The sequence below is a fragment of the Cellulomonas soli genome (assembly GCF_013409305.1).
Classification (GTDB): Bacteria; Actinomycetota; Actinomycetes; order Actinomycetales; family Cellulomonadaceae; genus Cellulomonas; species Cellulomonas soli.
In genome coordinates this window covers 2,355,967-2,368,732 of the sequence record NZ_JACBZJ010000001.1, presented here as the reverse complement: position 1 = coordinate 2,368,732, position 12,766 = coordinate 2,355,967, and the positions used below count along the sequence as shown (strand labels likewise).

Annotated in this window: 12 protein-coding genes; 3 read left to right on the top strand and 9 right to left on the bottom strand. The window is 73.4% G+C overall.

Annotation, left to right across the window (positions count from 1 at the left end):
* Positions 1-56: 56 nt before the first annotated feature.
* The gene (locus tag BKA22_RS10990; protein ID WP_146953505.1) at positions 57-773 is read right to left on the bottom strand and encodes a response regulator; all 717 of its coding nucleotides are present in this window, start codon (positions 771-773) and stop codon (positions 57-59) included.
* Positions 770-1,912 (bottom strand): sensor histidine kinase, encoded by a 1,143-nt coding sequence (locus BKA22_RS10985; protein ID WP_146953506.1) that lies wholly within the window; start codon positions 1,910-1,912, stop codon positions 770-772. Before BKA22_RS10985 ends, BKA22_RS10990 begins: the two co-directional genes overlap by 4 nt.
* A gap of 146 nt (positions 1,913-2,058) precedes the next feature.
* On the opposite strand from BKA22_RS10985, the gene phoU reads away from it, so the two are divergent.
* Positions 2,059-2,724, top strand: a complete 666-nt coding sequence (gene phoU / locus BKA22_RS10980; RefSeq protein WP_146953507.1) for a phosphate signaling complex protein PhoU — start codon at positions 2,059-2,061, stop codon at positions 2,722-2,724.
* A 229-nt stretch (positions 2,725-2,953) separates the two neighbouring features.
* Here the strand turns inward: phoU and BKA22_RS10975 are convergent, their stop codons facing one another.
* From BKA22_RS10975 to BKA22_RS10960, 4 genes are all read right to left on the bottom strand, one after another.
* Entirely contained in the window at positions 2,954-3,694 is a 741-nt protein-coding gene (locus BKA22_RS10975; RefSeq protein WP_146953508.1) for a phosphoglyceromutase, read from the bottom strand.
* A 64-nt stretch (positions 3,695-3,758) separates the two neighbouring features.
* The gene (locus tag BKA22_RS10970) at positions 3,759-5,105 is read right to left on the bottom strand and encodes a glycosyltransferase (protein WP_146953509.1); all 1,347 of its coding nucleotides are present in this window, start codon (positions 5,103-5,105) and stop codon (positions 3,759-3,761) included.
* Between the two features lie 48 nt (positions 5,106-5,153).
* Positions 5,154-6,344: a lactonase family protein gene (locus tag BKA22_RS10965; RefSeq protein WP_223203629.1), complete on the bottom strand. Its 1,191-nt coding sequence runs from the start codon at positions 6,342-6,344 to the stop codon at positions 5,154-5,156.
* 18 nt (positions 6,345-6,362) lie between these two features.
* Positions 6,363-7,574, bottom strand: a complete 1,212-nt coding sequence (locus BKA22_RS10960) for an ROK family transcriptional regulator (RefSeq protein ID WP_146953510.1) — start codon at positions 7,572-7,574, stop codon at positions 6,363-6,365.
* A gap of 69 nt (positions 7,575-7,643) precedes the next feature.
* Here BKA22_RS10960 and xylA point away from each other — a divergent pair, with 69 nt between their 5' ends.
* Together xylA and xylB are read left to right on the top strand one after the other, a co-directional pair.
* Positions 7,644-8,831, top strand: a complete 1,188-nt coding sequence (gene xylA, locus BKA22_RS10955; protein WP_146953511.1) for a xylose isomerase — start codon at positions 7,644-7,646, stop codon at positions 8,829-8,831.
* A 150-nt stretch (positions 8,832-8,981) separates the two neighbouring features.
* The gene (gene xylB / locus BKA22_RS10950; protein ID WP_146953512.1) at positions 8,982-10,430 is read left to right on the top strand and encodes a xylulokinase; all 1,449 of its coding nucleotides are present in this window, start codon (positions 8,982-8,984) and stop codon (positions 10,428-10,430) included.
* Positions 10,431-10,532: 102 nt separating this feature from the next.
* On the opposite strand, the gene BKA22_RS10945 is transcribed toward xylB, so the two are convergent.
* The 3 genes from BKA22_RS10945 to lysS form a co-directional block, all read right to left on the bottom strand.
* Positions 10,533-10,865 (bottom strand): histone-like nucleoid-structuring protein Lsr2, encoded by a 333-nt coding sequence (locus BKA22_RS10945; RefSeq protein ID WP_146953513.1) that lies wholly within the window; start codon positions 10,863-10,865, stop codon positions 10,533-10,535.
* An 86-nt stretch (positions 10,866-10,951) separates the two neighbouring features.
* Positions 10,952-11,146 carry a hypothetical protein gene (locus BKA22_RS10940; protein WP_146953514.1) on the bottom strand — a complete coding sequence of 65 codons (195 nt, stop codon included), beginning with the start codon at positions 11,144-11,146 and terminating at the stop codon, positions 10,952-10,954.
* 16 nt (positions 11,147-11,162) lie between these two features.
* Complete coding sequence (lysS, locus tag BKA22_RS10935) at positions 11,163-12,728, bottom strand: lysine--tRNA ligase (protein ID WP_146953515.1); 1,566 nt, start codon at positions 12,726-12,728, stop codon at positions 11,163-11,165.
* Between the last annotated feature and the right edge of the window lie 38 nt (positions 12,729-12,766).

Below are 12,766 nucleotides of genomic sequence, written 5' to 3'. Positions count from 1 at the left end.
GGGTGAACCCCAGGTGAACGTCAGTCGACGGATGGTCGGCCGTCCAGCAGGGGCCGTCAGTCGGCCAGCTTGTAGCCCAGCCCCCGGACGGTCTGCAGCAGCTCGGGCGCACCCGGGTCGACCTCGATCTTCGCCCGCACACGCTTGACGTGGACGTCGAGGGTCTTGGTGTCACCGACGTAGTCCGAACCCCAGATCCGGTCGATGAGCTGCATGCGCGTGAGCACCCGGCCGGGGTTGCGCAGCAGCATCTCCAGCAGCTCGAACTCCTTGAGCGGGAACGCCACGAGGTCGCCGCGCACGTGCACCGTGTGCCGCTCGACGTCCATCTGCACCGGGCCGAGCACGAGGACCGACTCGTCCTCCTCGTCGACCTCGAGCTGCTGCTGCCCGGCCGGCCCGGCCGTGACGGCCGCGCGACGGCGCAGCACCGCCCGCACCCGGGCGATGAGCTCGCGCGAGGAGTACGGCTTCGTCACGTAGTCGTCCGCCCCGAGCTCGAGGCCCACGACCTTGTCGATCTCGCCGTCCTTCGCGGTCAGCATGATGACCGGCACGTCCGAACGCTGGCGCAGCTGCCGGCAGACCTCCGTGCCCGGCAGGCCCGGCAGCATGAGGTCGAGCAGCACCAGGTCGGCACCGCCCTCGTCGAACCGGGCGAGCCCGTCGGGGCCGGTCGCCGCGGTGACCACGTCGTAGCCCTCCCGGGTGAGCAGGTACTCCAGAGGTTCGGAGTACGACGGCTCGTCCTCGACGATCAGGATGCGGGTCACGGGGTGGACGTCCTCTCGTTGCGGGGCAGACGCAGGGTGAAGGTCGACCCCTTGCCGGGCTGGGACCAGACGGTGACCTCGCCGCCGTGGTCGGCAGCGACGTGCTTGACGATCGACAGCCCCAGCCCGGTGCCGCCGGTGTCACGTGAACGCGCCGGGTCGACGCGGTAGAACCGTTCGAAGACGCGCTCCTGGTCGGCCACGGCGATGCCGATGCCCTGGTCGACCACGGCGATCTCCACCAGGTCGCCGGCCCGGTGCACACCGATGCCGACCCGGGTGCTCGGCGCCGAGTAGGCCACCGCGTTGTCGACCAGGTTGCGCACGGCGGTGACCAGCAGCGCGCGGTCCCCCACCACCTGCTCGCCGCGGTCGCCGCCGGCGACCAGCTCGACGTTCTTGGCGCCCGCGGTCGTCCGGGCCCGGTCGACCGCCTCGGCGACGACGTCGTCGAGCTCGACGACACCCATCTCGTCGAGCGCACCGGAGACCTGCAGCCGCGACAGCTCGATGATCTCGTGCACCAGCACGGACAGCCGGGTGGCTTCCGAACCCATCCGGGCGGCGAACCGCCGGACCGCGACCGGGTCGTCGGCGGCGTCCTCGACCGCCTCGGCCAGCAGCGAGAGCGCGCCGACGGGGGTCTTCAGCTCGTGCGAGACGTTGACGGTGAAGTCGCGGCGCACCGCCTCGAGCCGACGCTCCTTGGTGAGGTCCTCGGCGAGCACGAGCAGGAACTGCGGGTTGACCTGCGCGACCCGGACCTGCAGCAGCATGCGGCCGTGGCCGAGCGGTCCGCGCGGCAGGTCGAGCTCCTCGTCCCGGATGACGCCGTCGCGCCGCACGGCCGCGACCAGCTCACGGATCGCCGCGTGCTGCAGACGCCCGTCGCGCACGATGCCCAGCGCGTGCGCCGGTGGGCTCGCGCGCACCACGGTGTCCTCGGGGTCGAGCGCGACCGCCGCCGAGCGCAGCACCGCCATGGTGCGCACCAGGCCGTCGTCCATCTCCGGCTCGGGCTGCGGCGGCACGGTACGCAGCGCCCGCTCGCTCCAGCCGAACGCCCAGGCGGCACCGATGCCGGTCAGCAGCCCCAGCGCACCGGCCAGCAGCAAGGTGAGCCCGTCGATCCCCTCCACAGCCCACACCCTAGGGGCGTCCGCGAGGCGTGCCCTGCACCGCGGGCGTCGGGGCACGCCCCGGCCGTCCAGTGTTCACCTGGGCGAGGAGAACCGTTCACCTGCCCGTGCGAGCCTGGTCGCCGCACGCACCGGAGAGGGAGCACATGCGGGAGATCTTCGACGCCGAGCTGAGGCAGCTCGGTCAGGACCTGGTGGCCATGAGCGCCCGGGTCGAGCAGGCCATCACCAACGCCGGCATCGCGCTGGGCACGGGCGACCTCGCCCTCGCCGAGTCGGTGATCGCGCACGACCTGGCGATCGACGCCGTGGAGCGCGAGCTCGACGAGCGCTGCGTGCTGCTCCTCGCCCAGCAGCAGCCGGTCGCGACCGACCTGCGGGTCGTGGTCTCCGCGCTGCGCATGAGCGCCTCGCTGGAGCGCATGGGAGACCTCGCACGGCACATCGCGCAGGTCGCCCGGCGCACCTACCCGCGCAAGGCCGTGCCGCAGCCGCTGTCCGGCACGTTCTCCGAGATGCACGACGCCGCGGTCCGCGTGGCCCGGCGCACCACGACGCTGCTCGGGTCCCGGGACCTCGCGCTCGCCGAGAGCATCGAGGCGGACGACGACCTGCTCGACGAGCTGCACGAGGACACGTTCACCGCGCTGCTCGGCGGCTCGTGGAAGGGCACGCCGCAGGAGACGGTCGACGTCACGCTGCTCGGGCGCTACTACGAGCGGTTCGGCGACCACGCCGTGTCCGTGGCCCGGCGCGTGGTGTTCCTCGTCACCGGCGACTTCGCCGAGCAGGTGGACGCACCCACGGCCTGAGGCCCGGCGCTGCACGCGCCGAGCGGGGCACGGAAGCTGCGGGCCCGCACGATCACCGGGGGGTGGCGTGCGGGCCCGCCTCGTTCCCGCCCGCGCGCACGGTCTCGTGACTGTCTCGTACCTGTCTCGTACCTGTCTCGTGCGGACGACCCCCGGGAGACGTCCGCACGAGACGACGAAGGCGCCGGCCCCCTCGCGGGGTGCCGGCGCCTTCGTGCGCGTCCTGGGGTCAGCGACCCTGGTTCGCGACCGCCTTGATGGCCTCGGCCGCGGCCTCGGGGTCGAGGTACGTCCCGCCCGGGTTCGTCGGCTTGAGGGTCTCCTCGTCGAGCGTGTAGAGGAGCGGGATGCCGGTCGGGATGTTGATCCCGGCGATGGTGTCCGCGTCCACGTCGTCGAGGTGCTTGACCAGCGCGCGGATCGAGTTGCCGTGCGCGGCGACCAGGACGGTCTTGCGCGCCTGCAGGTCCGGCACGATGTCCGACTGCCAGTAGGGCAGCGCACGCACGAGCACCTGGGCCAGGGCCTCGGCACGCGGGATCGGCTCACCGACGTAGCGCGGGTCGCTGTCCTGCGAGAACTCCGAGCCGAGCGTGATGTCCGGCGGCGGGACGTCGTAGGAACGACGCCAGAGCATGAACTGCTCCTCGCCGTACTCCTCGAGCGTCTGCTTCTTGTCCTTGCCCTGGAGCGCACCGTAGTGACGCTCGTTCAGGCGCCAGCTGCGCTTGACCGGGATCCAGAGGCGGTCGGCGGCGTCGAGCGCGTAGTTCGCGGTCGTGATCGCGCGACGCAGCAGCGAGGTGTGCACGACGTCGGGCAGCACACCGGCGTCGGTGAGCAGCGTGCCGCCGCGCTTGGCCTCCTGGACGCCCTTCTCGGACAGGGCCACGTCGACCCAGCCGGTGAACAGGTTCTTGGCGTTCCACTCGCTCTCGCCGTGGCGGAGGAGCACGAGGGTGTAGGTCATGGGCCAATCCTGCCCCACGGGGCGCCGACGCACGCAGGGACGTCCGTCCCACGGGCAGCAGGAGTCACACGCGCGGTGCGGTCCGGGCCTCGCGGGCGACCTCGTACACCTTGAGCATGCGGTCCGCGGCGGCGTCCCACCCGAAACGCTCGGCTACCGTGCGCGCCGCGGCCCCCAGGCGCAGCCGGCACGCCGGGTCGGCCAGCACACCGGCGAGCACGTCGGCCCACACGGCAGGGTCGTGCCCCTCGACCAGATGACCGGACACGCGATGGTCGACGATCGTGCGCAGCCCGCCGACGGCCGCCGCGACCACGGGGACGCCGCACGCCTGCGCCTCGGCCGCGACCAGGCCGAACGACTCCGACCGCGACGGCATGGCCACGACGTCGGCCGCGCGGTACCAGCTGACGAGCGTGTCGCGGTCCGCCGGAGGGTGCACGCGGACGTGCTCGGCGACACCGGTGACGGCGGCCAGCGCCTGCAGCTCGCGCACGGCCGTCGACCGCCCGCTGGGGCCTCCGAGCACCACGAGCAGCGGCACCGGCCGGCCGGTCGCGGCGAGCACGCCGAGCGCGCGGACGAGGACGTCAGGGGCCTTGAGCGCCTGGACCCGCCCGGCGAACAGCACCACGTCACGGTCCAGCGGCAGGCCGAGGGCCCGGCGGGCCTCCGCACGCGCGGCGGGTCCGCCAGGGGTGAAGCGGTCGAGGTCGACGCCCGGTTCGACGATGTGCACGCGATCGGGGTCGGCGCCGTAGAGGTCGACGAGCTCGCCCGCCTCGACCGGGGTGCTCGCGACGAGGGCGTCCGCGGCCTGCACGAGCTCCTCCTCGCCGAGGATCCGCGCGGTCGGCTCGGGCGTGTCACCGGGGGCGAGCGAGGCGTTCTTCACGCGCGCGAGCGTGTGCGCGGTGTGCACCAGCGGCACCTCCCAGCGCTCCGCGGTGAGCCGCCCGACCTGGCCCGACAACCAGTAGTGCGAGTGCACGACGTCGTACCAGCCCGGGCGCCGGGCCGCCTCCGAGCGCAGCACGCCCGCCGCCATGCCGCACAGCACGCCGGGCAGGTCGTTCTTGTCGAGACGCTCGAACGGGCCCGCCGGGACGTGGTGCACCAGCACGGGCGGCACGACGAGCGGGGGCACCTGGTCGGCCAGCAGCACCTGGCGTGCGGCGTCACCGGTGAGCGGACCGCCGTCGGCGTCCGTGCCGTCGAGGACGACCGTCTCGGGCAGGTCGGAGGAGGTGGCGCGCGTGAAGATCTCGACGCGGGCACCCCGCGCTGCGAGCGCACGGGACAGCTCGAGCACGTACACGTTCATCCCGCCGGCGTCGCCCGTGCCGGGCTGGTCGAGCGGGGACGTGTGCACGGAGAGCATCGCGACGCGCGGCGCTCGCTCGGGGGTCACGGGGGCTCCTTCCTGCGGACGGTCCGGGACAGCATTCTCGTCCGTGGATCAGGCTCCGACGGCCACCACGGGCGTGATGCACGTCGGCGCGGGGACGTCCGCGTGCCCGGCGACCGTGCCGTCGGCGGCGAGGACGACCACTCCCCCGGCGATCTGCTGCGCGACGAGCGTCCACCCGGCGAGGACCGCGTGGTGCCGGGGCCACGACCCGGGCAGCGGGCGGTCCGCGCGATGCTGCGGCACCCGACCGGCCTCGGGGTCGATCCGGTGCTCGGCCAGCACGTCCGCGCCGCGCACCCCCACCAGCAGGCGGTCGCCGTCGAGCGTGATGTGCGCGCCGAGCGACGGCACGACGGCGGGCCCCTCGGGAGCCGCACCGGTGCGGGACAGCCGGAGCCCGGTCGGGCTTCCCGTGCCGGGCGCGGCCGCCTGCGTCGGTACGGAGGCGACGAGCGTGCCGGTGGCGCTCGGTACGTCCCAGGCCAGCACGTGCACGTGGCCGTCGAGCTCGCCGACCACGTAGGCGATGCCCGGCTCGGCGGCATCCAGCGCACCTGCCGGACCTCCGGCGCCGGGAGCGAGGACGAGGTGTCGCGGACCGGCCCCTGCCGGGAAGGTCGCGGCGATCCCGTCGGCGGCGAGCAGCCCCGAGTCCGGGTCGCGCACGTACCGGCGCAGCTCGTCGGTGCCCAGGTCGACGACCAGCACGTGGCGGCCGCCCGGGGCGAGCGCGACGAAGTGCGCGTGCGGGGCCTCCTGGCGCTCGGCGTCCGGACCCGAGCCGACGTGCCCGAAGATCTGCACCGGGCCGCCTGCCTCCAGCACCTGCGGACCGAACGAGCCGTCGGCGGTCAGCGGCAGCACCGCGAGCGTGCCCGAGGCGTAGTTGGCGACGTACAGCGTGCGCGCCTCGTCGTCGAGCGCGAGGTGGCACGGGTACGCGCCGCCGGACGCGACGGTGGCCAGCGGGCGCAGCCCGCCGTCCGGCTCGACGGCGAATGCGGTGACCGCGCCGACCTGCGACTCGTCGGCCGCGTACACGACCGTGCCGGCCGGGTGGGCCAGGACGAACGAGGGCGAAGGGGTCACGGCCACCTGCCGCGCACCGCTGAGCGCGCCGGTGACGACGTCCAGGTCGACCCGCCAGATGCCCTCGCCGAGCCCGGTGGGCGTCCCGGCACCGGCCACGGGGTAGGTGCCGATCCACAGCGGGCGGGGTGCCGAGGTCTGCGTGCTCACGATCCCCGAGAGTACGGGTCAGTCGGTCGCGCGCAGCCACGCCGCCGGTTCGGCGACCACGGTGCGCAGCACGGCGAGCGCGCCGCCGGTCATGGCGGGGTACGGGTCCGCGACGGCGCGCGAGACCTGCAACGGGGACCACGGGGCGAAGATCACCCGACGGGCGAGCTCGGCGGCGACCTCGTGCTGCAGGTCGTCGAAGAGCAGCGAGAACGTGCCGCCGAGCACGATCTCGCCGATGTCGACCACGTTCACGACGTTCGCCAGCGCGATCCCGAGCGAGCGCCCGGCCCCGCGCACCGCGGTGCGCGCGACCTCCCGCTCCTGCGGGTCGCCGTGGTCGAGCACGGCGGTCAGGGTCTCGATCGGCAGCCCGACGGGGACGCCCGCGGCGCGCAGGATCGCGTCCTGTCCGGCCAGCTCCTCGAGCGTGCCCCGTTCGGAGCAGCTGTCGAGCACCATGTGCCCGATCTCCCCGCTCCACCCGTGCCGGCCGAGGAAGATCTCGCCGTCGAGCACGAGCGCGCCACCGATGCCGACCTCGCCGGAGACGTACACGAAGCTCGGCGGGCCGTCGCCGGTGTCGCGACGCGCGTGCGCCTCGGCGCGGGCGGCCAGGTTCGCCTCGTTCGCCAGCCGCGGGGGGTGCGCGGCCAGCGCGGGCTCGCGGCACAGCTCGGCGACGACGTCGAGGTCACGCCAGCGCAGGTTCGGTGCGACGCGCAGCGGGCCGGTCACCCGGTCGACCAGGCCGGGCAGCGCGAGCGCGGTGCCCGCCACCCGCACCCCGGTCTCGTCGAGCACGGCGAGCACGTCGGCGGCGAGCCGGGCGAGCCGGGTGAGCACGTCGGCGGGGTCGGAGGCGCGCAGGTCGACCTGCTCGAGCCGTTCGGCCAGGATCGTGCCGGCGAGGTCGAGCGCGCGCACGCCGAGGTAGTCGACGTTGACCTCCATGCCGACGCCCGCGACCGTCCCCCGGGCCGGTGCGAGCGGGACGGCGGGACGGCCGGCGCGCTGCCGGAACACGGGGTCGAGCTCGCGGACCAGACCGGCCGCGATGAGCTGGTCGACGATGCCGGACACGGTCGCGCGGGCCAGCCCGGTGGACGCGGCGACCTCGGCGCGGGACAGCGGCGTGCGCGAGTCCACCACCCGGCGCAGGGTGAGGCTGAGGTTGTGCTCGCGCATCCGGTCCTGTCGCGCCACCTGGGCGTCGTCGCGGCTGGGCATGGCTTGACCTTACCGCTGCGGCGGGGATAAATTCATGCAGGAAACAAAACTCGACGAGGAGGCACTCCCTTGGCAACGAAGCCCACCCCCGCAGACAAGTTCTCCTTCGGTCTCTGGACCGTCGGCTGGAACGCCCAGGACCAGTTCGGCAGCGCGACCCGCCCGTGGCTCGACCCCGTCGAGTCCGTGCACAAGCTCGCCGAGCTCGGCGCCGCGCACGTGACGTTCCACGACGACGACGTCGTGCCGTTCGGCTCCAGCGCAGCCGAGCGCGACCAGATCCTCGCCCGCTTCAAGGGCGCGCTGGCCGAGACCGGCATCACGGTCGAGATGGTCACGACCAACACGTTCAGCCACCCGATCTTCAAGGACGGCGCGTTCACCTCGAACGACCGCCGCGTGCGCCGCTACGGCCTGCGCAAGGTCGTCCGCAACGTCGACCTGGCCGCCGAGCTCGGCGCCGACACCTTCGTCATGTGGGGTGGCCGCGAGGGCGCCGAGTACGACTCGGCCAAGGACCTCAAGGCCGCGCACGACCGCTACGCCGAGGGCATCGACACCGTCGCCGCGTACATCAAGGAGAAGGGCTACTCGCTGCGCATCGCGATCGAGCCCAAGCCCAACGAGCCCCGCGGCGACATCCTGCTCCCGACCGTCGGCCACGCGCTCGGCTTCATCGCCCAGCTCGAGCACGGCGACATCGTCGGCCTGAACCCGGAGACCGGGCACGAGCAGATGGCCGGCCTGAACTACACCTCGGGCCTCGCCCAGGCGCTGTGGGCCGAGAAGCTGTTCCACATCGACCTCAACGGCCAGCGCTCCATCAAGTACGACCAGGACCTCGTGTTCGGCCACGGTGACCTGTTCTCCGCGTTCGCCACGGTCGACCTGGTCGAGAACGGCTTCCCGAGCGGTGGCCCGCGCTACGACGGCCCGCGCCACTTCGACTACAAGCCCTCGCGCACCGAGAGCTTCGACGGTGTCTGGGCGTCGGCCGAGGCCAACATCCGCACCTACCTGCTGCTCAAGGAGCGCGCCCTGGCATTCCGGGCCGACCCCGAGGTGCAGGAGGCGCTCGAGGCGTCCGGCGTGCTCGAGCTCGCCGTCCCGACCCTCGCCGAGGGCGAGACGCTGGCCGACCTGCTGGCCGACACCTCGGCCTACGAGGACCTCGACGTCGACGCGGTCGCCGCGCGCGGCTTCGACTTCGTGCGCCTCAACCAGCTGGCCCTCGAGCACGCGCTCGGCGCCCGCTGAACCAGCCTCACCACACGGTCTGACCCGACGAGCCGGTCGGTCGGTGCGCACCCCGCACCCGACCGGCCGGCTCTCGGCACATGCGGGCACGCACCGACGCGAGCCCGCCGGCACCACCCCCTGACTTCCTCACTCCTCAGGAGCAGCCCCATGACGCTCGTCGCCGGGGTGGACTCGTCCACCCAGTCCTGCAAGGTCGTCATCCGTGACGCCGCGACCGGTGCCCTCGTGCGCAGCGGTCGCGCGAGCCACCCCGACGGCACCGAGGTGTCCCCCGACCACTGGTGGGACGCCCTCCAGGCCGCCATCGCCGACGCCGGAGGCATCGACGACGTCGAGGCGATCGCCGTCGGTGGGCAGCAGCACGGCATGGTCGCGCTCGACGCCGACGGCGCCGTGATCCGCGACGCCCTGCTGTGGAACGACACCCGCTCCGCGCCGGCCGCGACCGACCTGATCGCCGAGCTCGGCGACGGCGACCCGGTGGCCGGCGCCCAGGCCTGGGCCGATGCCATCGGCTCGGTGCCCGTCGCCTCGCTGACCGTCACCAAGCTGCGTTGGCTGCGCGACGCCGAGCCGGAGAACGCCGCCCGCGTGGCCGCCGTCGCCCTGCCGCACGACTGGCTGAGCTGGCGGCTGGCCGGTCACGGCCCCGGGTCCGGCGCCGCCGGGCTCGCCGCGCTGCGCACCGACCGCTCGGACGCCTCCGGCACCGGCTACTGGTCGCCCGTCACCGACGACTACCGCACCGACCTGCTCGAGCTCGCGCTCGGTCACTCCGCCGTGCTGCCGCGCGTGCTCGGCCCGCACGAGGCCGGCGAACGCTCCGTGATCGGCGCCCTGCACCCCGTGATCGGCCCCGGCGCCGGGGACAACGCCGCAGCCGCGCTCGGGCTCGGGCTCGTGCCCGGGGACGTCGCGATCTCGCTCGGCACCTCCGGGGTCGTCTCCGCCATCGCCGCGGCACCCACCGCCGACGGCTCGGGCATGGTCACCGGGTTCGCCGACGCCACCGGCGCGTTCCTGCCCCTGGCCTGCACCCTCAACGCCTCGCGCGTGCTCGACGCCACCGCACGCATGCTCGGCACCGACCACCCCGGGCTGTCCGCGCTCGCGCTGTCGGCACCCGCGGGCGCCGACGGCCTGGTGCTCGTGCCCTACCTCGAGGGCGAGCGCACCCCCAACCGTCCGGACGCCACCGGTGCGCTGCACGGGCTGCGCCTGGGCAACACCACGCCCGCGCACGTCGCCCGGGCGGCGGTCGAGGGCATGCTGTGCGGCCTGGCCGACGGGCTGGACGCGTTGCGCACCCAGGGCGTCCAGGTCAACCGCGTGCTGCTCATCGGCGGCGGAGCGCAGTCGCAGGCCGTGCGGCACGTCGCGCCGTCCGTGCTGGGTATCGACGTCAGCGTGCCCACGCCCGGCGAGTACGTGGCCGACGGCGCCGCACGGCAGGCCGCCTGGGTGCTGTCCGGTGCCGAGGACGCGCCCGCGTGGACGGCGGCCTCCACCGCCGAGGTGTTCAGCGCACCGGCCGCACCGCACGTGCGCCGGCAGTACGCCGCCGTGCGCGAGCTGACGGGCGTCCGCCCGGCCTGACCCGCTCGGGCGGCGGCGGCTCCGCCGCGGCACCTACCGGCACGACGACGAAGGCCCGGCCCCCTGAGGGGCCGGGCCTTCGTCGGTACGCAGAGGCGATGCTCAGTGAGCGGCCTCGTACAGCGCCTTGATCGTGGCCGAGATGCGGCCGCGCTCGGACACGTGGTGGCCGTTCTCCTTGGCCCACTCGCGGATCGCCTGCGAGTCGGCCGCGGTGCCGCGCTTGGCACGCGCGGACGCGCCACGGGCGCCGGCACGACCACCGACGCGACGGGCGTGCCCGACCCACTGGGCGAACGCGTCGCGCAACGCGGTGGCGTGCTCGTCCGTCAGGTCGATCTCGTACGTGATGCCGTCGAGGGCGAACGACACGGTCTCGTCCGCAGCGCCTCCGTCGATGTCATCGACCAGCAGGACCTGGACCTTCTGCGCCATTGTCGGCTCCGATTGTCGGGGGGAATCAAGAATGTGGTGACGGCGCACAGCATTGCACCGGCCCGGCGGGCCGTCAATCCGACATGTCAGGAATCAGAATTCTTCACAGAGTCGTCACGGCCTGACGCGGCAGCCTGCTCACGCTCGGCGGCGTCCATTCGGGCCAGGGCCGCCCGTTCCGTGCGGTCCGCATTCACGACCGCGCGCATGGCATACCAGAACAGCAGCCCCACACCGATCGACGGCAGCACCGCGGCGAGCGCCGCACCCCATCCGCTCATGACGACTCCCCTGCGCTCACGCCTGCGGCTTCACGAGCGGGAACAGGATCGTGTCGCGGATCCCCAGCCCGGTCAGCGCCATGAGCAGACGATCCAGACCCATGCCCAGCCCGCCCGACGGCGGCATCGCGTACTCGACCGCGGCCAGGAAGTCCTCGTCGAGCGGCATCGCCTCGTCGTCACCCGCCGCGGCGAGGACCGCCTGGGCCTCGAACCGCTGACGCTGCACCACCGGGTCCACGAGCTCGGAGTACGCGGTCGCGAGCTCGAAGCCGCGCACGTACAGGTCCCACTTCTCCACGATGCCCGGCTTGCTGCGGTGGTCACGCGTGAGGGGGCTGGTCTCGACCGGGAAGTCGCGCACGAACGTCGGCGCGTGCAGGCCGTCCCCGACCAGGTGCTCCCACAGGTTCTCGACCAGCTTGCCGTGGCTGATCCGACGCTGGTCGACCTCGACCTCGAGCCGCTCGGCGATCGCCTTCAGCTGCGCCACGGTCGTCCCCGGGGTGATCTCCTCACCCAGGGCGCCCGACAGCGAGTCGTACATCGACAGCTGCGTCCACTGCCCGCCCAGCTCGTACTCCTCGCCGTGCGGCAAGGTCACGAGCGTGGTGCCGAGGGCGTCCATCGCGGCGGTCTGCACGAGGTCCTGCGTGAGCGCGGCCATCGTGTCGTAGTCGCCGTAGGCCTCGTAGGCCTCCAGCATCGCGAACTCCGGCGAGTGCGTGGAATCGGCGCCCTCGTTGCGGAAGTTGCGGTTGATCTCGAAGACACGCTCGATACCGCCGACCACCGCGCGCTTGAGGAACAGCTCCGGGGCGATACGCATGTACAGGTCGATGTCGAAGGCATTCATGTGCGTGACAAAGGGCCGCGCCGAGGCACCACCGGGCTGCGTCTGCAGCATCGGGGTCTCGACCTCCAGATATCCGCGACGGTGGAAGTTCTCGCGCAACGAACGCACCACCTCGGCGCGCAGCCGCACGTTGTCACGCGCCTGCTGGCGGACGATCAGGTCGACGTAGCGCTGGCGGACCCGCGCCTCCTCGGACATCTCCGTGCCCTCGTACAGGTTCGGCAGCGGACGGATGGCCTTCGCGGCCAACTGCCACGCGTCGGCGAACACCGACAGCTCGCCGCGCTTGGAGCAGATCACGCGACCGTGCACGAACAGGTGGTCGCCCAGGTCGATGTCGGCCTTGAACGCCGTCAGCCGCTCCTCGCCGACCTCGGCCAGGCTCAGCATGGCCTGCAGGCGGTTGCCCTCGCCGTCCTGCAGCGTCGCGAAGCACAGCTTGCCGGTGTTGCGCAGGAAGACCACCCGACCGGCGACGCCGACCTCGTCGTCCGTCTCGGCGCCCGGCTCCAGGTCGGGGTGCGCGGCACGGACCGCCGCGATCGTGTGCGTGCGCGGCACCGAGACCGGGTACGCCTCCACGCCCTCGGCCAGCATCCGCTCCCGCTTCTCGCGGCGGACGCGGATCTGCTCGGGGGCGTCGTCCTGGTCCGCGCCGAACGAAGCGCCGGACGTGGCGCCGTTCGTTGCGGCGGTCGGGGTGGGCGTCTGCGGCGTCTGGCTCACCGGGCGATTCTACGGGCGTGGCCACGGGCGTCGTCCCG